Origin of the sequence: Streptomyces sp. Pv4-95 (assembly GCF_045782725.1) — a bacterium.
Classification (GTDB): domain Bacteria; phylum Actinomycetota; class Actinomycetes; order Streptomycetales; family Streptomycetaceae; genus Streptomyces.
Genome location: NZ_CP127172.1, coordinates 7,387,125 through 7,405,541, shown reverse-complemented (window position 1 = coordinate 7,405,541; position 18,417 = coordinate 7,387,125). Strand labels below are relative to the sequence as shown.

15 protein-coding genes are annotated in these 18,417 nt (G+C 72.4%); 6 read left to right on the top strand and 9 right to left on the bottom strand.

Annotated features, from left to right (window positions below):
• Positions 1 to 170: 170 nt before the first annotated feature.
• Positions 171 to 1,892, top strand: a complete 1,722-nt coding sequence (locus QOM21_RS32470; protein ID WP_407554572.1) for a GAF domain-containing protein — start codon at positions 171 to 173, stop codon at positions 1,890 to 1,892.
• Between the two features lie 70 nt (positions 1,893 to 1,962).
• Here QOM21_RS32470 and QOM21_RS32465 read toward each other — a convergent pair whose 3' ends face one another.
• Complete coding sequence (locus QOM21_RS32465) at positions 1,963 to 2,667, bottom strand: response regulator (protein ID WP_407554571.1); 705 nt, start codon at positions 2,665 to 2,667, stop codon at positions 1,963 to 1,965.
• A gap of 194 nt (positions 2,668 to 2,861) precedes the next feature.
• Between QOM21_RS32465 and QOM21_RS32460 the strand changes: the two genes are divergently transcribed.
• Positions 2,862 to 3,437 (top strand): hypothetical protein, encoded by a 576-nt coding sequence (locus tag QOM21_RS32460; protein WP_407554570.1) that lies wholly within the window; start codon positions 2,862 to 2,864, stop codon positions 3,435 to 3,437.
• Positions 3,438 to 3,478: 41 nt separating this feature from the next.
• Here QOM21_RS32460 and QOM21_RS32455 read toward each other — a convergent pair whose 3' ends face one another.
• From QOM21_RS32455 to QOM21_RS32445, 3 genes are all read right to left on the bottom strand, one after another.
• Positions 3,479 to 3,937 (bottom strand): Crp/Fnr family transcriptional regulator, encoded by a 459-nt coding sequence (locus tag QOM21_RS32455; RefSeq protein WP_407554569.1) that lies wholly within the window; start codon positions 3,935 to 3,937, stop codon positions 3,479 to 3,481.
• A gap of 198 nt (positions 3,938 to 4,135) precedes the next feature.
• On the bottom strand, positions 4,136 to 4,666 hold the full coding sequence (locus QOM21_RS32450; protein WP_407554568.1) for a flavodoxin domain-containing protein: 531 nt from the start codon (positions 4,664 to 4,666) through the stop codon (positions 4,136 to 4,138).
• Positions 4,667 to 4,696: 30 nt separating this feature from the next.
• Positions 4,697 to 5,356 (bottom strand): CBS domain-containing protein, encoded by a 660-nt coding sequence (locus QOM21_RS32445; RefSeq protein WP_407554567.1) that lies wholly within the window; start codon positions 5,354 to 5,356, stop codon positions 4,697 to 4,699.
• Positions 5,357 to 5,754: 398 nt separating this feature from the next.
• Here QOM21_RS32445 and QOM21_RS32440 point away from each other — a divergent pair, with 398 nt between their 5' ends.
• Positions 5,755 to 6,165, top strand: a complete 411-nt coding sequence (locus QOM21_RS32440) for an STAS domain-containing protein (protein ID WP_407554566.1) — start codon at positions 5,755 to 5,757, stop codon at positions 6,163 to 6,165.
• A gap of 85 nt (positions 6,166 to 6,250) precedes the next feature.
• Here QOM21_RS32440 and QOM21_RS32435 read toward each other — a convergent pair whose 3' ends face one another.
• Entirely contained in the window at positions 6,251 to 6,937 is a 687-nt protein-coding gene (locus QOM21_RS32435) for a CBS domain-containing protein (protein ID WP_407554565.1), read from the bottom strand.
• A 253-nt stretch (positions 6,938 to 7,190) separates the two neighbouring features.
• On the opposite strand from QOM21_RS32435, the gene QOM21_RS32430 reads away from it, so the two are divergent.
• Both QOM21_RS32430 and QOM21_RS32425 read left to right on the top strand, forming a co-directional pair.
• On the top strand, positions 7,191 to 8,093 hold the full coding sequence (locus QOM21_RS32430) for a universal stress protein (RefSeq protein WP_407554564.1): 903 nt from the start codon (positions 7,191 to 7,193) through the stop codon (positions 8,091 to 8,093).
• A gap of 156 nt (positions 8,094 to 8,249) precedes the next feature.
• Positions 8,250 to 9,527: an extracellular solute-binding protein gene (locus QOM21_RS32425; protein ID WP_407554563.1), complete on the top strand. Its 1,278-nt coding sequence runs from the start codon at positions 8,250 to 8,252 to the stop codon at positions 9,525 to 9,527.
• 49 nt (positions 9,528 to 9,576) lie between these two features.
• On the opposite strand, the gene QOM21_RS32420 is transcribed toward QOM21_RS32425, so the two are convergent.
• The 4 genes from QOM21_RS32420 to QOM21_RS32405 all read right to left on the bottom strand — a co-directional run bounded on the left by QOM21_RS32420 (position 9,577) and on the right by QOM21_RS32405 (position 15,995).
• Complete coding sequence (locus QOM21_RS32420; RefSeq protein ID WP_407554562.1) at positions 9,577 to 12,456, bottom strand: NHLP bacteriocin export ABC transporter permease/ATPase subunit; 2,880 nt, start codon at positions 12,454 to 12,456, stop codon at positions 9,577 to 9,579.
• A gap of 1 nt (position 12,457) precedes the next feature.
• Complete coding sequence (locus tag QOM21_RS32415; RefSeq protein WP_407554561.1) at positions 12,458 to 14,752, bottom strand: NHLP family bacteriocin export ABC transporter peptidase/permease/ATPase subunit; 2,295 nt, start codon at positions 14,750 to 14,752, stop codon at positions 12,458 to 12,460.
• Positions 14,749 to 15,555 (bottom strand): HlyD family efflux transporter periplasmic adaptor subunit, encoded by an 807-nt coding sequence (locus QOM21_RS32410; protein WP_393895108.1) that lies wholly within the window; start codon positions 15,553 to 15,555, stop codon positions 14,749 to 14,751. The genes QOM21_RS32415 and QOM21_RS32410 overlap by 4 nt, the downstream gene beginning before the upstream one ends.
• 233 nt (positions 15,556 to 15,788) lie before the next feature.
• Positions 15,789 to 15,995: a type A2 lantipeptide gene (locus QOM21_RS32405; RefSeq protein ID WP_393895107.1), complete on the bottom strand. Its 207-nt coding sequence runs from the start codon at positions 15,993 to 15,995 to the stop codon at positions 15,789 to 15,791.
• Positions 15,996 to 17,056: 1,061 nt separating this feature from the next.
• Between QOM21_RS32405 and QOM21_RS32400 the strand changes: the two genes are divergently transcribed.
• Complete coding sequence (locus tag QOM21_RS32400) at positions 17,057 to 18,349, top strand: YeeE/YedE family protein (protein ID WP_407554560.1); 1,293 nt, start codon at positions 17,057 to 17,059, stop codon at positions 18,347 to 18,349.
• Positions 18,350 to 18,417: the final 68 nt, after the last annotated feature.

The following is an 18,417-nucleotide window of genomic DNA, read 5'->3' as shown; positions in this document are numbered from 1 at the left end:
CACGCACGCCGGCGCGGCGGGCAGGGGCCGGCCGGCTCGGCAACGGGCCCGAGAGGCCCAAGGCCCCGGGAGTGCCCGCGGAGGCTCTCCGAGGTGCCGGATCGGCCATGGCGTCTACCGTGGGAATTGTGGCTCGTGCCCTGCTCCCCGCGGGCCACGGTGGAGGCAGTGTGACCGACGACCGCGGCACCGAACGGGACGGCGTGGGACGGCGGCGGCTGGACGCCTTGCCGGCAGACCTGCAAGAACGCCTCGACGCCGTGCAGCAGGGTTCCGGCGCGCCTTCCCATCTGCTCCTCGAAGCCGTGCTGTCGGTCGGCAAGGGGCTGGAGCTGCCGCAGGTACTGCGCCGCATCGTCGAGGCGGCGGTGGTGGTGGTCGACGCGGAGTACGGCGCGCTGGGCGTGGTCGGTGACGGCACCCGGCTCTCGCAGTTCATCACCGTCGGCATCAGCCCCGAACAGCACGCGGCGATCGGCCGGCTGCCGGCCGGACACGGCATCCTGGGCGAGCTGATCCGCCACCCCGAGCCGCTGCGGCTCGCGGAGCTGTCCGATCATCCCTCGTCCTACGGATTCCCGCCGAACCATCCGCCGATGCGCTCGTTCCTCGGCGTGCCGATCCGGGTGCGCGACAAGGTCTTCGGGAATCTGTACCTCACCGAGAAGCGGGGCGGCGGTGCCTTCGACGCCGGGGACGAGACGGTGCTGTCGACGCTCGCCGTGGCGGCGGGCGTCGCCATCGAGAACGCCCGGCTGTACGAGGAGGCCCGCTACCGCCAGCGGTGGCTGGTGGCCAACGGCGAGATCATCGCGAGTCTGCTGCCCGGGGCGGACGAGGTGCAGGTGCTGCGGATGATCGTGGACCATGCGCTGCGCATTCTCGCGGCGGACATGGGCGTCATCGCGGTCCCCTCGGACGACGGCGGATCGCTGCGGGTGGTGCTGGCGTCGGGTGTCGACGCCGACGAGCACCGCGATCTGGTCCTGCCCCGGGAGGGATCGTTCGTCGGTGCCGCGCTGGACGCCGGGAAGCCGGTCATCACCCTCGACGCCGAGCACGACCCCCGCATCACCGCGGGCCCGCCGCGGTGGATGGGCCTGGGGCCCGCCGTGGCGGTGCCGATGATCACCGGCGAGCGGGTGCGCGGGGTGCTGCTGCTGGCGCGCCTCCACCGGGGCGAGCCGTTCACCGAGGCCGAGACCGCGCCGATGCTGACGTTCGCCGGGCAGGCCGCCCTGGCGATGGAGCTGGCCGAACAGCGCCAGGCCGCCGAGCAGTTCGCGTTGCTGGAGGAGCGCGACCGGATCGCCCGCGACCTGCACGACCTGGCCATCCAGCGGCTCTTCGCGACCGGTATGACGCTGCAGAGCGCGGTGCGTTTCGTGGATCACCCCGAGGCGAGCGAGCGTTTGCTGCGCGCGGTGGACGATCTCGACGAGACGATCAAAATCATCCGGTCGACGATCTTCGGGCTGCGCGCGCACGACACCAAGCGGACCGGCCGCGGACTGCGGGTGCGGACCGTCAACGCGGTGGAACAGGCCGCCCGCGTCCTGGGGTTCACCCCCTCCCTGCACATGGAGGGGTTGATCGACACCGACGTACCGGCGGAGATCGCCGAGCACGTGGTGGCGGTGCTCGTGGAGGCACTGAGCAACACCGCGCGGCACGCGCATGCCGACGCGGCGGCCGTCTCCCTGATCGTGCGCGGCGGGCAACTGGCCCTGACCGTCACCGACAACGGGGTGGGCATGGCGCCGGACAGCCGTCGCAGCGGCCTGAGCAACCTCGCCAAGCGCGCCATGAGCGTCGGCGGCGGCCTGACCGTCGACGTGCCGGAGCAGGGCGGTACCTGCCTGGTCTGGAGCGCACCGCTCCCCGCGGACTGAGGATCGCTCCTCGGCCGGGCGAGGGGCCGCGGGGCGCACGAGGCTTGGGAAGTGATGCCGTCCCGGGCCGTCAGACGTGGTGCGGTCCCGGGCCCCCGGCGGGCGGGGCGGCCTGGGTCGCGAGGACGGCGGCCTGGATGCGTCGCTCGACGCCGAGTTTGGCGAGCAGGCGGGAGATGTGGTTCTTGACCGTCTTCTCGGACAGGTAGAGCCGCTTACCGATCTGACGGTTCGTCAGGCCCTCACCGATCAGCCCGAGGATCTCCCGCTCCCGCGGCGACAGACCCGCCAGCGCGTCCGCCTCCGGCTGCGCCCCGGCCTCCTCGCCCCGCAGGCTGTGCATCAGCCGGGCCGTCGTCGCCGGGTCGAGCATCGAGCGGCCGGAGGCGATGGTGCGCACCGCGGCGACCAGATCCGCCCCCTTGATCTCCTTCAGCACATAGCCGGCGGCCCCGGCCATGATCGCGTCGAGCAGCGCGTCGTCGTCGTCGAACGAGGTCAGCATCAGGCACGCGAGTTCCGGCATCCGCGAGCGCAGCTCCCGGCAGACGGAGATGCCGTCGCCGTCCGGCAACCGCACGTCGAGCACCGCGACATCCGGCCGCAGCGCGGGGCCCCGGGCCAGCGCGTGATCGGCCGTGCCCGCGTCCCCGACCACCTCGATGTCGGGTTCCGCGTCCAGCAGGTCCTGCACACCACGGCGTACCACCTCGTGGTCGTCCAGCAGGAAGACCCGGATCGGCCGTTGCGGTGAGAATGCGCCTGCCTCGCTCATGGTGCCCTCCACCCTGTCGTACGCCTCTTCCCGCCCACCCATCGTGGCCTTCGCCGCAGGGCCGTACCAGGGCCGAACGGGTCCGTGCCCGCCCCGGGCGCACGCCCACCCGGCCACCGGCAGGGCCGTTCGGCCCCTCTTCCGCGGCCCCGTGCCGTGCGACGGTCGGGGGCACAGGTGAAAGGGGGTGCGCGATGACCCTCAGGAACTTCTTCTGGCACTGGCGGCACAGTCCGCTCCGGCGCCGGTCCGACGTGGCGGAGTCGTGGCTGCTGCTGGCCACCGGTGTACTGATCGCCGTGACGGCCCCGATCGCCGGTATGACCACCGCCGACGCGGTGGCCGACGCGTCCGCCGGGCAGAGCCGCGACCGGCACAGCGTGTCGGCGGTGCTGACCGAGAATCCGCCGGCCCGGATCGGCGTGGACACCACCGGCGGCGTGGGAGGACGGGTCCATGCGACGGTGCGGTGGACCCAGCCGGACGGTACGCACCGCACGGGTGAGACCGCCGTGGCGCCGGGCCTCGGCGCCGGCGACCGGACCACCGCCTGGCTCGACGCGAAGGGCGCGCTGCTGCGTGATCCGCTCACCCCCACCGAGGCCAAGTTCGAGAGCATCGCGCTGGGCACGGTGGCCGGGGGCGGCACCGTCCTGCTGCTCGTCGGCGCGCAGCGCGGCGGCGCCTACCTCCTCAACCGCAGGCGTTACGCGCAGTGGGAGCGGGAGTGGGCGGAAGCGGGTACGCAGTGGGGCCACCGGCAGCCGTGAGGCGCCGGGCCCGGCGTCGGCGCCCTGCGGGGCCCGCCGGCTCATCGCTCGTCCACGCTGCCCGGGGGACCGTAGAGCTCCATCAGGCGCACGCGGGTGCTGTGCAGCCGGTCCGCGACGGTTTCCGCGACGTACCGGTAGACCGCACGCCCCAGCTCGGGGTCCGTCTCGCACAGCGAGCGGACCGCCGCGGCGTCGAACTCCACGGCGTCCACCGGCCCGACGGTTTCCGCTCCGAGGTGCCACAGATACGGCGGGAACAGCCACGACCAGCCCAGCAGGTCGCCGCGGCCGACGGTCTCGACGATCGCGGGACGGCGTCCGGGGACATGCTGGTCGAGTGCGACCTGGCCGTTGCGGACGACCCAGAACCGGTCCGCGCGGCGCCCCTCCTCGAAGAGGCGGGTAGCCCTCGGCAGCGAGACCTCGCGGGTGATCGTGGCCAGCCGCTCGCCCGCCTCGGTGGGCAGCGCGTCGAGCAGGGTCCTGGTCCTTGGCATACGGTCCTCCGTCCACCGGCGCCCCGCGGCCCGGGAGACCGGGTCGTCGGACCGTCGTCACGGCACCTGCGGTGAACCATAAGCAGAGTTCCGCCCCTCCGCACGGGGCGATCCTCCACCGGGGTGGCCGCGGCAGCTCCGCTCCGAGTCCCGGAAGGGCCGCCCGACGACCCGCCGCCCTCCCAGCAGGCCCCGGCGTCAGAGCGTCAGCGGCTCCCAGGTGAGCTCCCACGTCAGCTCGGCCGCGACGCGACGGGCCCAGTTGCGGACGGCGTCCTGGTTGCGGAAGTCGCCGCCCTTGCCGTCGCGGAGGATCTGGCGTGCGACATAGCCCTGCGCCCCCTGGGCGAGCCTGCCGCCGAACGTGGCGTGGCCGCGGACGCCCAACCGGTGGGCGAGCCGGGCCACACCGGGCACGGCCGGCACCTCCCGTTCGTCGCACGAGGTGTCCAGCGGCCCGCTGCTGAACAGCCAGACCGGCATGCTGCCCAACTCCCTGCGGTGCCGGCGGGCGAAGCGCCTGGCGTCACGGTGCCAGCCGCCCATGTAGACGCCGGCGCCGAGCACCACCGCTTCGTACGCGGAGAGGTCGGCCGGCGCGTCGGCCACGTCCCGCACCTCCACGACGAGGCCCCGCTCCCGCAGTGCCTGGCCGACCCACCGGCCGATCTCGGCCGTCGAACCGTTCCTGCTGCCGTAGACGATCAGCACGCGTCGGTCGGTGGTCATCGCGGTGCACCTCTTTCTCGATCGGGGCGGTCATGCGTGGTGGGACGCGCGGTCAGGGCCGGGGCCAAGGGCGTGGCCGGCGGGCCGGTGCACCGCTTGCCGGCGGTGTCCGAGCCGGTTGACGACCCCGAGCACGCCGTCGATCTGGCGCGTCATCTGCACCGCGACGGCCACGTCCCCGCCGTGCTCCAAGGTCCCGCTGAGCGTCACCAGACCGCCGCGGACCACGACGTCGACGCTCTGCGGGCTGAGCCACAGGGCCCGGACCAGCACTTCGTCCAGCACTTCGGCACGGAGTTCGGCGTCCGGCCGGAGGAAGATCCGCAGCAGGTCGCGGCGGGTGACGATGCCGACCAGCCGGGCCTCCTCGTCGACGACCGGCAGCCGCTCGATGCCTCGCTCGGTCAGGACGCGGGCGGCCCGGACGACCGAATCGTCGGCGCGAATGGTGATGGCCGGCGCGGACATCAGCTCGCCGGTGGTCAGCGGCCCCGCGCGCCCCGTACGCTCCCCGGCGCGCCGCAGGTCCGTCGCGGAGACGACGCCGATCACCTTGTCGTCGGCGTCCACCACCGGCAGGCCGCTGATGTCGTACTCGGCCAGCCAGCGTTCGAGGTCCGCCCGCGGGGTCGAGTCACGCGCCGGCACGACGTCGCCGGTCATCACGCTGCCCACCACCCGTCGCTTCATCACGCGCCTTCTCCCGGCCCACGCCCGACGGCTCCGCCCCACACGCCGTCAGCCGACCGCGCCGGCCGTACAGGAGGTACGGGAGCACGGGCCGTCCGGGCGGAGGCCGCACGGGAGCCGGAGGCGATAGGCGGCATCGCGGTCCCTCCTTCAGGGGATCGTGCTCCCACCGTCGGACACGGCGCGGCCGGCTCACAGGGCCGTCCGGGGCCCGTCCCGGGACCGACCGGCCCCGAGCCCGCGCAGCTGCACCCGCACCGTGGCGCGAGAACGGCGATCGCCGTGGATGGGCCGAAAGTCCCAAGCAATCGGACCCGTCCGGCACTCGTAACGACACCTTCCGCAGCCTTCGATATAGCCAGCGGCCTGAAGGCCGGACGACACGAACGGGTGAGGACATGCTGAGGGAGCCGACGAGGGGCGCGCGTGAGAGCCGCCCGCCGACGCCCATGGTCGTGCGGCTCCAGGGGGAGCTGGACATTCTGAGTGCCGCTTCCACGGCCGAGCACCTCGACGCCCTGACGTCCGGGCCGTCCCCCGACCTGGTGGTCGATCTGGCGCGGCTGACGTTCCTGGACTGCAGCGGCATCGGGGTGCTGTGCCGCGCCCGGCGCAGGGCACGGGAACGTGGCGGCCGGGTGGTCCTGGTCATCACCGACCCGCACTATCTGCGGATCCTGCGCGCCGTCGGCCTGGGCGACACCTTCGAGGTTGTCGACTCGGTCCCGTCCGAACCGGGCCGCGCGGGCTACAGCGTCCGGCACCGGCCGTCACAAGGGACTTCCGCACCGCCGCCCCGTCGCGGATGAGCCCTCCCCCCGGTCCTCACGCGCGCACTTCTCGCCACACCTCGTGCCACCCCGCTCGCGACACCCCGCGCCGGACCGGCGGAGGTCAGACCGGCGGGCCGGCGGCCGGTGGCTCCATCCGCGCCGCCGTCGGCCCCGTCACGTCGAACTCGACGTCCACGACCCCTTCCACCGCCCGGATGAGACGGGCCGCGACCGGTATCAGCGAGGTGTCCCTGACCTGTCCGCCGAGGGCGACCACGCCGTCGGCGACGGCGACCCGCAGCTGCCCGCGGGAGACCGCGAAGAGGTGGCCGACCACGTCCCTGCGGATCTCCTCCGCGAGGTCCTCGTCGGAGCGCAGGTAGACCTTCAGCAGATCGGCACGGCTGACGATGCCCTGCAGCATCCCCTCGCCGTCCACCACCGGCAGCCGCTTGACGGCCCGGCGTGCCATCGTCCGCGCCGCCTGGGCGAGGGTGGCGTCGGCATGCACGGCGAGGGCGGGCGCGCTCATCAGCTCACCGGCCGTCAACGCCCCTGCCTGGCGCATGTCGTCCAGCCGCCGCAGCCGCTCCAGGCGTTTCGGGCCGGCCCCGCGGAACTCCTCCTCGGGCAACAGGTCGGTCTCGGAGACGACACCCACGACCCGGCTCTCACCGGCCAGGACCGGCAGCGCACTCACCTGCCACTGCTCCATGGTCTCGACGATCTCCTTGAACCGTGCGCCCTGTCCGATCGCGACCACGGTCTGTGTCATCACGTCGCCGACGATGTGCGGGGTGTGCCGCATGATGCCTCCTCGATACGGACCGCCTCCCCGGCAGGCTGTCCCACCCCCAGCGTGGTTTCGGCGGACAGCACCTGACAGGGGCCGTCCGGCCCCCTCCCCCGGCCGGTCGGGGGAGGGGGCGCCGCTCCCGCCCGCCCGGCTTCCGCCCCGCGGGGCCGGTCGGACCGCGAAAAGGCCCTGCGGCCCCTGACCGTCCCGACCGGACAGGACGACCGTGAAGAGTGCACCACCCCTCTCTCCACGGAGGTGCGCCATGACCCGCCCGGTGACCGTCGGACTCGACGGCTCGGCTGCCGGCTTCGCCGCCGCGGAATGGGGCGCCCGGGAGGCGCGACGCAGGGAACTGCCCCTGCGCCTCGTCCACGCGTGGGAGTGGCAGCCGTATGCGCACGCCCCGCCGGTGGGGGCGGACGGCCCCCGGCTGTGGTCCGAGCGGGTGGCCCGCGAGGCCGCGGCCGAACTGCGCCGGCGCCACCCGGAGTTGACGATCACCGGGGACCACCTCACCGGTGCGCCGTCGGAGGTCCTGTGCGATGTCGCCCGGGATGCCGAGCTGCTGGCGGTCGGCACCGCGGGCATCGGCGGCCTGGCCGGGTTCTTCGTCGGTTCCGTCGCGATGAGCGTCGTCGCGCACACCGAGCGGCCGGTGGTCCTGGTGCGCGCCGGAACCACGGCCGACGACGAGCACCGCCCCGGCCCCGACGACCGGCCGGCGTCGGCCATGCCCTGCCGCCCGGTGGCACTGGGCCTCGACCTCAGCCGGCCCTGTGACGAGGTGATCCGCTTCGGCTTCGAGGCGGCGGCGGTGCGTGCGGCTCCGCTCCAGGTGATCCACGGCTGGAGCCCGCCGGCCTTCTTCGCCTACGGCGTCGGCGCGGAGCAGAACTGGCAGGGGGAAATGGCGGCGCAGGAGGCGGAGGAGCTGCGAACCGCGCTGCGGCCATGGCGCGAGAGGTACCCCGGTGTCGAGGTGCTCGAACAATCGTTGACCGGTAACTCCGCACATCATCTGGTGGAGGCGGGGGCCACGGCCGGGCTGGTGGTCATCGGCCGGCACACCGCACGCTCGTGGGCCGGGGCGCCACGCATCGGCCACACCGCCCACGGCGTGCTGCACCACTGCCCCGCGCCGGTCGCCGTCGTCCCGCACCCCTGAAGCCCCCGGCCCGCGGTGGCCGGGCGCCCACGCCCCCCACGGCTACCCACCCCACCGGACTGACAGTTCACGCCCACTTGGCACAATGTGCCAGCCGACGCGTACCGTTGGCCCCTCATCCCCCCACGGGCAGCTCAGGCAAAGGTGGCAACTGCGGTGCGTCGACGGCACTTTCTCTCCCGCACGGCCGGTATGGCGGGCGCTGCGGCGCTCGGACTCACAGGCTGCGGCTCCGGGGAGGCGGCCGAACGGAACGTCACCCTCAAGGTGCTGGCGGCGAGCTACGGCAGGAGCGTGGGCTCCTCGATCGTCGACCAGTGGCACGCGGGCATCCGCACCTTCGAGAAGAAGCACCCGGCCATCACCATCGACCTCGAACTCGTCCCCATCGGGGAGATCGACAGGACACTGGCCCGGCGGGTCAGGAGCGGGCAGGCGCCCGACATCGCCCAGTCGTACGTCTTCGCCGACTACGCCGAGGCCCGGCAGCTCTACGGCGCCGAGGAGCTGTTCAGCATCCCCGCCCAGGCCGACTTCATCACCACCTTCGCGCGGGCCGGCGAGGTCGACTTCACGCAGTACGGCATACCTTTCCTCGCCAGCACGCCCCGGCTCTTCTACAACAAGCGCCTCTTCGCACAGGCCGGTCTCAGCGGCCCGCCCACCTCGTGGTCCGCGCTGCGCGACGCCGCCGTCGCCCTGAAGGCGAGCGGGGTGCGGACACCGTACGGCCTGCAATTCGGCCCCGAAGCGGCCGAGGACGAGGCCATGGCCTGGATGCTCGCGGCCGGCGGCGGCTGCGCGAGCCCGTCCGGCTACGACTTCGTACGGCAGGAGAACATCGAGGCGCTGAGCTGGGTGCGGAGCCGGCTCGTGGAGCCCGGGCTGGCCGGCGCCGACCCCACACGGTTCAGCCGTACCGCTGCCTATGCGGCCTTCCTCAAGGGCGAGGTCGGGATGATGACCGCGCACCCCGTCCTGATCAAGGCCGCCGATCACGCCCGGCTCCCGTACGGGCACACCGCCTTCCCCCGGCGCAGCGGCGGAGCCGCGCCGCCGCTCGGACTCAGCGACTGGCTGATGGCCTTCCGGCGCAACGGGCACCGCACGGAGTGCGGGGCGTTCCTGAACTTCCTCTACAGCGAGCAGGTGGCCACGCGGTTCGCCGCGGGCCAGGGAACCCTGCCGGTGACGGTCTCCGGGGCCGAGTCCCTGCGGGCGCGGACATCGCAGCGTCCCCTGTGGGAGTTCCTCGACCAGATGCCGAAGGCCGAGTTCCCGCCGGTGGGCAGGAGTTCGTGGCCGACGGTCCGGGACGCGATCCGCAAGCGGATCGGGCAGGCGGTCACGGCGGACGGCAACCCCCGGCACGTGCTCGACACCCTGCAGGCGACGGCGAGCGCCGCGGAGGAAGCGGCCGACGGCGGGGCCTGACGCGCGGGCGGCGCCGAGCCGGGGCGCCGGGCGCACACCTGCCGGTGGCTCAGGTCATCTGCCTGCGGACGAGTTCGTGGAGGTGACCGGCGGTGTCGGCCAGCAGCGTCGCGGGCGGGCCCTGCTCGACGACCCGGCCGTCCGACATCACGATGACCCGGTCGGCGTCCATGACCGTGGAGAGCCGGTGGGCGATCACCAGCCGGCTGGCGCTCAGCTTGCGGGTGCTCTCGATGACGATGCGCTGCGTCTCGTTGTCGAGGGCGCTGGTGGCCTCGTCGAAGAAGAGGATGCGCGGGCGGCGGACCAGCGCCTGGGCGATCATCAGACGCTGGCGCTGCCCGCCCGAGATCTGACCGCCACCGGAGATCATGGTGTGCATCCCCATCGGCATCCGCTTGATGTCCTCGGCCAGACCGGCCATCTCGGCGGCCTCCCATGCCTCTTCCTGGGAGAAGGCCTCGGCACCGCAGATGCAGTCCAGGATCGATCCGGTCAGCGGCTGGCTGTTCTGCAGGACGACGCCGCACTGCCGCCTTACGGCGGCCTGGTCGAGGGCGGAGAGGTCCTGGCCGTCGTACAGCACGCTGCCGGAGGCCGGCTTGTCGAAGCCGATGAGCAGCCGCAGGAGCGTCGACTTGCCGCAGCCGCTGGGGCCGACGACGGCCACGAACTCGCCGGGCTTGACCTGCAGCGAGACGTCGTCGAGCACCAGGGGGCCGTCGTCGCTGTAGCGGAAGGAGAGTTTCCGCGCCTCGATGCCGCCGGAGAGCAGACCGGGCTGGGCGCTGGCCACGCGGACTTCGGGCGTCTCGTTCAGCACCGGCTTGACCTGCTCGAACATGGGCAGCGCCGCGGCGGCCGAGACGAGCGCGCCGGAGATCTGGGTGACCGAGGTGAGCAGCATGGTCACGGAGGTGTTGAAGGTCAGGAACGACCCGGCCGACATGCTGCCTCGGGCGGGGCCCGCCAGCAGCATGAACATGGTGAGCGAGCAGAGCGGCAGATACACCGCGTCGAGGACCGTGGTCAGGTTCTTGATCCGACCTGCCCGCTGCTGGAGTTCGCGGGAGCGGGCGAACTCCCGGGCCCAGGCCGCGTAGGCGAAGCTCTCGGCGGCGGCGACGCGCAGTTTGGGCAGCCCGCGCAGGGTCTGGAACGCCTGGTTGTTGAGCTTGTTGCCGAGTTCGACCAGCTGCCGCTGCCACCGCAGTTGCCACAGCCCCATGCCGAGGAACACCGCGCCGATGACGATGAGCATGCCGATCGCCGCCATCGCCAGCGGGACGCTGAAGCAGAAGAGCAGGACGAGGTTCATGAGGCCGACGGTGACCGACTGCACGGCCACCGGGCCGACGCCGGACAGCACCCGCCGGATACTGCTGATGCCCATGGCGGCGCTGGCCAGTTCGCCGGTGGAGCGTTCGGTGAAGAACTTCGTCGGCAGCCTCAGCAGCCGGTCCCACACGGCGGGTTGCAGGGCGCTCTCGATACGGCCCTCCATCCGCAGGACCGTGAGGTTCTGCAGCAGCATGAAGGCGGCCGTCACGATGCTGGTGATCATGACTGCCAGAGAGACCTGGACGATCAGGCTCCGCTCCGCGGTCGGCACGAGGACACCGAGGACCTGACCGGTCGCGATCGGCACCAGGGCACCGAGCCCGACCGTCACCAGCCCGCTGAGGGCGAGGTTGCGCAGGTCCAGGCGGGCGTCGCGCATGCTGAAGCGCAGCAGCCGCCACAGGGTCATGGGCCGTTCGGGCAGCGGACGGTAGAACATGACGGCGCGCGGCTCGAACTCGTCGGCGTTGTCCTTGCCGATGCGCATCCGCAGCCCGGAGGCGGGGTTGACCGCTTCGTAGCGGCCGCGGTGCCACAGCAGGGCGACCGGGGCGCCGGACTTGGAGCGGTGGCCCACCAGCGGGCCGGTGTTGACCCGCCACCACCGGCCGATGAGCCGGACCGCGCGGGTGCGGATCCGCGAGCTGACCGCGATCCGCTCGACGGGGCTGATGCGGTCGTTGGCCGCGCCGCTCTTCGAGGGCTCGGTGAGGGTGATCCCGGCCGCCTCGGCGACCCGGCGGCAGACCGCGAAGGTGGTGTCGTCGCCGGTGTTCGCCGCCCCGCCCCGGCCGGTGCCGCCCTGCCGGCCGATGGAGGCCAGCAGCGCCTGGTCGGCCTTCGCCCGGACGGTCTCGCCCGCCTTGATGCCGGCCGCCGTGCGGTCCTCGTGCGCCCGCTCCAGCTGTTCGATCCAGCGGTCGACGGCGGACAGCAGCCGGTACTGCTGGTTGACCATCCGCTGCCACAGCGTGCCGTCGACCAGCAGGTCGAGGGCGGCCTCCGCGCTGTAGGTGGCGCCGTACTGCACGCTGCCGGGCGGTACGGGCATCCACAGGATGTCGTCGTCCGCCACGGCCTCGTCGCCGGGCCGGCCGTCCAGCGGGGCCTCGAAGAGCACACCCAGGCCGCGCGCGGTGCCGAGCGCGAAGGCGTGCTCCAGGGGCGTATGGACCTCGCCCTGACCTCCGTAGGGGTCGGCGTAGCCGTTCTGGTAGCCGTTCTGGTAGCCGCCGTATTCGTCGTACTCGTTGTACGCGGGGACCTGGAGCTCCCGCAGAGCGATGCGGCGCAGTTGGCAGTCCTGCGTGGGCCTGCCGAGCAGGGTGTGCTGCGGGCCCTCGACCGGGCCGAGCAGCAGGGTGCCCACTTCGAGACGGCCGAGGAAGTGCCAGTGCCCCTCTTGCGCCGCGTCGACGGCGAACAGGTCGAGGGCTCCGCCGGTGACGAGCCACAGCACGTGCGGGCCCTCCAGGGGCACGCTGCGCAGACCGGTGCAGTCGACGGGCGTGCCGAGGCCGCCCAGCGCGTGGGTCACCGCGTCGAGCTCGCCCGGTCCCACGGCCGGGGACGGGTGTACGGATGACACGTCAGTGCTCCTTGACCAGCTCGGCGTACGGTCCCCCGGCGGCGACGAGGTTCTCGTGCCGCCCCCGTTCGACGACCACGCCGTGGTCGAGGACCACGATCTCGTCGCTGTCGCGCACCGTGCTCAGACGGTGGGCGATCACGACGCATGCGCAGCCGCGCCGCCGCAGGTTGTCGATGATGGTCTGTTCGGTCTGTGCGTCCAGGGCGCTGGTCACCTCGTCGAGGACCAGGATGCTGGGCCGTCGCACCAGCGCGCGGGCGATCTCCAGCCGCTGCCGCTGACCGCCGGAGAAGTTGCGGCCGTCCTGCTCGACGCGGCTGTGGATGCCGTCGGGGCGCCGGGCGATGACATCGTCGTAGAGGGCGGCGTCCTGGAGGGCGGTGACGACGGCGTCGTCGGGGATCGAGGGGTCCCACAGCGCCACGTTGTCCCGGACGGTGCCCTCGAAGAGGAAGATGTCCTGGTCCACGAAGGAGACCGAGGCGGCAAGGGCGCTGCGGGAGATGTCCTCCAGGCGCTGCCCGTCGATGCGGATGGTGCCTTCCCAGGGGCTGTAGAGGCCGGAGATCAGGCGCGAGACGGTGGACTTTCCGCTGCCCGATCCGCCGACCAGGGCGACCTGCTGGCCGGGGCCCACCGACAGCGAGAAGCCGGTGAGCAGGGGCTTGTCCAGCGGGCTGTAGCCGAAGGTGATCTCCTCCAGCGTCACATGGCCCTTGAGCCTGCGGGTGCTCGCGTCCGGCTCGCGGCGGGAGTACAGGGTGTCGACGGGGAAGTTCTCGACGTCCTTCAGCCGGGCCACGTCCGCCGCGAAGTCCTGGATGCGGCCCGCGACGCCGTTCAGCCGGGTGATCGGCGCGGTGAAGCGCGTGACCAGGGCCTGGAAGGCGACCAGCAGACCGATCGAGATATGGCCCTCGACCGCCCGCAGCCCGCCGATCCAGAGGATCATCGCGCTGTTGAGGGTGGCCAGGGTGGGCGCGACGACGGCCAGCGCGGCGCTCGGCACCCCGAGCCGCTGCTGTACCTCAAGCGTGGTGGCGTGCTGCCCGGCCCATCGGCGGAAGTAGCCGCTCTCGCCGCCGGTGGCCTTCATGGTCTCGATGAGCTGGAGGCCGGTGTAGGAGGTGTTGGTCAGCCGGGCGCTGTCCGCGCGCAGCTTCTGCGTGTGGGTCGCCCGCAGCCGGATCACGATGCGCATCGCGACGACGTTGAGCAGCGCGATGAGCACGCCGATGACGGTCAGTTGCGGGTCGTAGGTCCACAGCAGGACGGCGTAGAGGATGACGACGATGCCGTCCACGCCGGCGGCCGCGAGGTCGCGGGCCAGTGTCTCGGCGACCGCGTCGTTGGACTGGAGCCGTTGGACGAGGTCGGCGGGACTTCGCTGGGCGAAGAAGGTTACCGGGAGTCTGAGCAGATGGCGCAGGAACCGGGCGCTGCTGAGGGTGGAGGAGATGATGCGTCCGCGCAGCAGGTTCGCCTGTTGCAGACCGGTCAGTACGGCGGTGAGCACGACCATGGTGGCCATGGCCGCGAACAGCGGACCCAGCAGCGACGTCTGGTGTCCGATCAGGAACATGTCGATGTAGGTGCGGCTGAGCGCGGGCACCGCGGCGCCGACCGCGACGAGCAGGAGGCTGGCGAGCAGCGCCGCCAGCAGGGTGGCCTTGGTGCCGCGCATCCGTGCGGGTACCGCGCCCATGATGCCCGGTTTGCGGCCACCGCGGCGGAAGTTGTCGGAGGGTTCGAAGACCAGCGCCACACCGGTGAAGCTGGTGTCGAAGTCCTCCATCGCCACGAAGCGGCGGCCCTTGTCGGGGTCGTTGACGTGGACGCCCCGGCGGCCGAGGCGGCGGCCCATGCCGTCGTAGACGACGTAGTGGTTGAACTCCCAGAACAAGATGGCCGGGGCCTGCACCTCGGCGAGCGCCGCGGGTTCCATCTGCATGCCCTTGGCCTGCAGTCCGTAGCTACGGGCGGCCTTGAGCAGGTTGCTGGCGCGCGAGCCGTCACGGGAGACGCCGCAGGCGATGCGCAGTTCCTCCAGCGGGACGTGCTTGCCGTAGTGGGCGAGCACCATGGCCAGCGATGCGGCGCCGCACTCCAGGGCCTCCATCTGCAGGACCGTGGGCGTGCGCACCGTCTTGCGCTTGGGGGTCTTGGTGGGCGGCGGGACGTCCCGGCGCGCGCGGCGGCGGCCGCCGGACGCGGGCTCGGGGCGGTGCCGCCGGCGCCCGGACGGCGGCAGTTGCTGCTGCGGCGGGGCCGCGGAGTCGTGTGGTGCGGTCACGGGAGCAGCCAATCGATCGGATGCTGCGCGGCCAGGTGCACGGAGCCGCCGGCCAGGGTCATGGAGTCGACGGCGTACGGCGGGCCGTCCGAGTTCGACCAGGCGTAGCCGGACTTGTTGCCCGGCGCCCGCTCCAGCTCCACGAGGACGGCGACGGGCTGGCCCTGGCGCGAGAACTGCTCGCCGAGCTGGCTGCTGCCCAGGAATCCGGTGATCTGCTGGCGCGTCTGGGCAGTCCTGCCGACGGCCTTCACCTTGCCGCGCAGCACGCCGTACTGCTGGGTCGGCACGGACTGGACGGTGAGGTCCACCGAGGCGCCGACCGGGACCGTCGCACCGCTGTCGGCGGGTACGTAGAGCGTCGCGGTCAGCGGGTCGTCGGAGCCCCGGACGCGCTCCACGGCGGCGACGTCCGCTCCGGTGGTGACGACGGAGCCGATGGTGGCCACCATGGTCGTCAGCCGGCCCGCGGCGATGGTGCGGACCACGGTGGTGCCCTGCGCGGTACGCACCTTCAGTACGGGCGTGTTGGCGGGGACCCGCTTGCCCTCCTGGGCGAGTACGGCGGTCACCTGTCCCGCGACGGGGCTCTGCAGGACGTAGCTGCCCTGGCCGTGGGTGAGGATGCCGGGGGCCTTGAGGGTGGAGGACACGGTGCCGGTCACCGCCCATACGGCTGCGGCGATCATGACGGCGACCGTGACGATCAGGACGAGCAGGCCCTGGGGCCGGGCGAAGCGCACCGGCAGGTCGATCTCTTCGGGCGACTGCAGCTTGGAAAGGGCCTGTTGGCGGAACTGCACGACACTCTTCCCTCAACTGCAAGAAGTTCTCTGTCTGGACAACGCGGCAGGGCCCGGCCGGTACCCGGGCCGTTCGGCCGTCGGTACCTCCGGGCCGCGGCGGCCGAGTGCCCCGGAGACCCGGCCGAAGCCGGGCGGGTCCGGGGCACAGGGCCCGGTTCATCGGCGGGGTAGTCCGCCGGCGAACCGTCATCACCGCTCAAGCCTGTGCCGCGTGGCGGCACATGAGGGTCTCAGAGACCGGAGACCAGGCCCGTGACGCCGGAGGTGCTGACACCGGTGGTCTGCTCGACCAGGCCGGTGGCGGTGTCCACGACGCCGGAGACCGGGGCGATGGAGTCAACGGTGGAGGTGGCGGTGCCCAGCGCCTCACCGACGAGGCCACCGGCCACGGCGTCGAGCTCGGCGTCGGCGATTACCTGGGTCTGAACCTCGTTCATGATGTTTCCCTTCGGAATGAATAACTCGAAATGCCCCAACTGGGCCGCCTGATAGGGCGATCCTGCCACGGCTGCGGCAGCCGGGGGTACCCGTAAGCGAGAACCCTCGAAACTTCCGCGGTGCGAAGGATCAAAGCATGCAGGCGCGTTGTGCAGCTAATCCGTGAACCGCGGATCCGGACGCCATCCCTCCGCCGAATTACCTGACGTGGACACATGTCCATGGATTGGTGGCAGGTTCTTCACACGATCTACGGTTTCAACCGGGCAGGCGGCCGCAGCCTGCCAGTTGTGAACTGGACATTCCCGCACCAACTCGCTGAAGCGCTGGTCAGAGCCTGGTGGCAGTCACGGAGACGCGGCGCCGCCTGCGCATTCGGTGTGTAGATTCGTTGAAGGCCGTCATTTTTTACGGCCTCTGAGCGCAGCGCGTCCACAGAACTGCGGTGAGTGTTTCCGCCGAACCCCGGCGAACGTTGCTCCCGCATTACCGGAACATCAACCAGCCGGCGGCCGTGGGCGATATTGACGGTAATGCACTGCAGAATCGGTCCGTCATTCCGGCGGAATCGGATTGGGCACCCGGAGAACGGACATAGCTGCATAACACCGCGAGGCCGGACCCAGGGTAAATGGGCGATTTCTCGCTGAAGAGCCGGTACCTGCCGCGATGGGGCTGCCGTACCGACTGGGGTGGTTTCCGCGGCGGCGGCTTGGAAATCCGCGCGGCCGGACGGCCGCACATGAGACCGGCGCATCGCGGAACTCGCCCCGCGCACAAGCCGCCCACGTCCACATTTCGGACCGGCGAAACCCCATGCATACGGCACGCATTACCCTCGGACGCATGTCCGCACCCGCACGGCTCCTCGGTCTCGCGCTCTTCGCGACCTCGGCCTGGTGCGTCGACAACGGGCTCTGTCGCCCCTGAACGCTGCCCGCGCTCCCGCCTGACTCGGCGTGAGCGCAGGTCCCCGTCCCGCTCGGACGGCTCCGCTCGCGGGGCCCGGCCCGAAGACGCGTAGCCCTCCTTCCTCCCTCACCCCCTGCACGGAGCCGCTGTGACCACCGCACCACCCGATCCGACGGCCGCGACGCCCCGGGCGTCCGCCGCCCTGCTCGCCCCCGCCCCCACCTCAGCCCCCCGGCCGGAGTCCCCCGCCGCGCCGCCCGTGCGCCGGCTGCCCCTCGCCGTCGGCACCGGCCTCGCGGTGGCCCTGACCGGTTTCGTGTGGGCCGCCCACGGCCCCCGGCCGGGCGTGCTCCTCCTGCTGGGACTCGGTCTTGGCATCGCCCTGTTCCACTCGCGCTTCGGCTTCACCTCTGCCTGGCGGCAGCTCGTCGCCGTCGGCAACGGCGCCGGCCTGCGCGCGCACGCCCTGCTGCTCGGCACCACCGCCACGCTGTTCGCCCTCGTCATCGGCAGCGGAACCGGTCTCTTCGGCGCGGTGCCCGCGCCTTCGGGCGGACCGTTGGGGATCGGGCTGCTCCTCGGCTCGTTCCTGTTCGCCATCGGCATGCAGCTCGGTGGCGCGTGCGCCTCGGGCACCCTCTTCGCGGTGGGAGCGGGCCAGACCTCCATCGCGCTCACCCTCGGCGGATTCGTGGCCGGCGCCACGCTGGCCGCCTGGCAGTTCGACCTGTGGAAGGACCTCCCGGCGCTCGACCCGGTGCTCCTCTCCGACCACCTGGGCTGGTTCGGGTCCTGGGCCGTGACGATCCTCGCGCTGGCGGTCGTCGTGGTCGTCAGCCGGGCCGTCCAGGCCCGCCGCAATCCCCCGCCGATGGGCCCGGTCCCCTCCGCCAGGAGCGCGGTGGCTCGTGTCCTGCGCGGCTCCTGGCCCTTGGCGGTCGGCGCGCCGGCCCTGGCGCTGCTCGGCGGCGGGGTACTGCTCGTCTCCGGCGGCGCCTGGGGCGTCACCAGCGCCTTCAGCCTGTGGGGGTCGGAGCTGGTCCGGCTGTTCGGCGGGCACCCCGAGAACTGGACGTTCTGGCAGCAGCCGGACAACGCCCGGATGCTCGCCGGGCCGGTCCTGGCCGACAAGACGAGCCTCACCGACATCGGCATCATGATCGGCGCGGCGGTCGCCGCGGCCCTCGGCGGGACCTGGGCGCTGCACCGGGGCACGCCCTGGCGTACCGCTGTCGCCGCCGTCGCGGGCGGCGTCCTGATGGGCATCGGCGCCCGTCTCGCCGGGGGCTGCAACATCGGCGCGTACCTCGCCGGTATCGCCTCGGGCAGCCTGCACGGCTGGATCTGGGGCGCGACCGCCCTGCTCGGCACCTGGGCGGGCCTGAAGCTGCGTCCGCTGTTCGGGCTGGCCAACCCCAAGGCGGGCGACGGCATCTGCTGACGCCGGTGGCAGCCGGCCACGGATCGGTGCACGGTGGGAGGGAGCTGCCCGACGCCCGGAAGGAGCGG

What these genes read in the sequence shown, in the direction of transcription:
- QOM21_RS32465 (WP_407554571.1), bottom strand. Translation starts at nt 2,667, where the DNA reads ATGAGCGAGGCAGGCGCATTCTCACCGCAACGGCCGATCCGGGTCTTC.
- QOM21_RS32460 (WP_407554570.1), top strand. Translation starts at nt 2,862, where the DNA reads ATGACCCTCAGGAACTTCTTCTGGCACTGGCGGCACAGTCCGCTCCGG.
- QOM21_RS32455 (WP_407554569.1), bottom strand. Translation starts at nt 3,937, where the DNA reads ATGCCAAGGACCAGGACCCTGCTCGACGCGCTGCCCACCGAGGCGGGC.
- QOM21_RS32450 (WP_407554568.1), bottom strand. Translation starts at nt 4,666, where the DNA reads ATGACCACCGACCGACGCGTGCTGATCGTCTACGGCAGCAGGAACGGT.
- QOM21_RS32445 (WP_407554567.1), bottom strand. Translation starts at nt 5,356, where the DNA reads ATGAAGCGACGGGTGGTGGGCAGCGTGATGACCGGCGACGTCGTGCCG.
- QOM21_RS32440 (WP_407554566.1), top strand. Translation starts at nt 5,755, where the DNA reads ATGCTGAGGGAGCCGACGAGGGGCGCGCGTGAGAGCCGCCCGCCGACG.
- QOM21_RS32435 (WP_407554565.1), bottom strand. Translation starts at nt 6,937, where the DNA reads ATGCGGCACACCCCGCACATCGTCGGCGACGTGATGACACAGACCGTG.
- QOM21_RS32430 (WP_407554564.1), top strand. Translation starts at nt 7,191, where the DNA reads ATGACCCGCCCGGTGACCGTCGGACTCGACGGCTCGGCTGCCGGCTTC.
- QOM21_RS32405 (WP_393895107.1), bottom strand. Translation starts at nt 15,995, where the DNA reads ATGAACGAGGTTCAGACCCAGGTAATCGCCGACGCCGAGCTCGACGCC.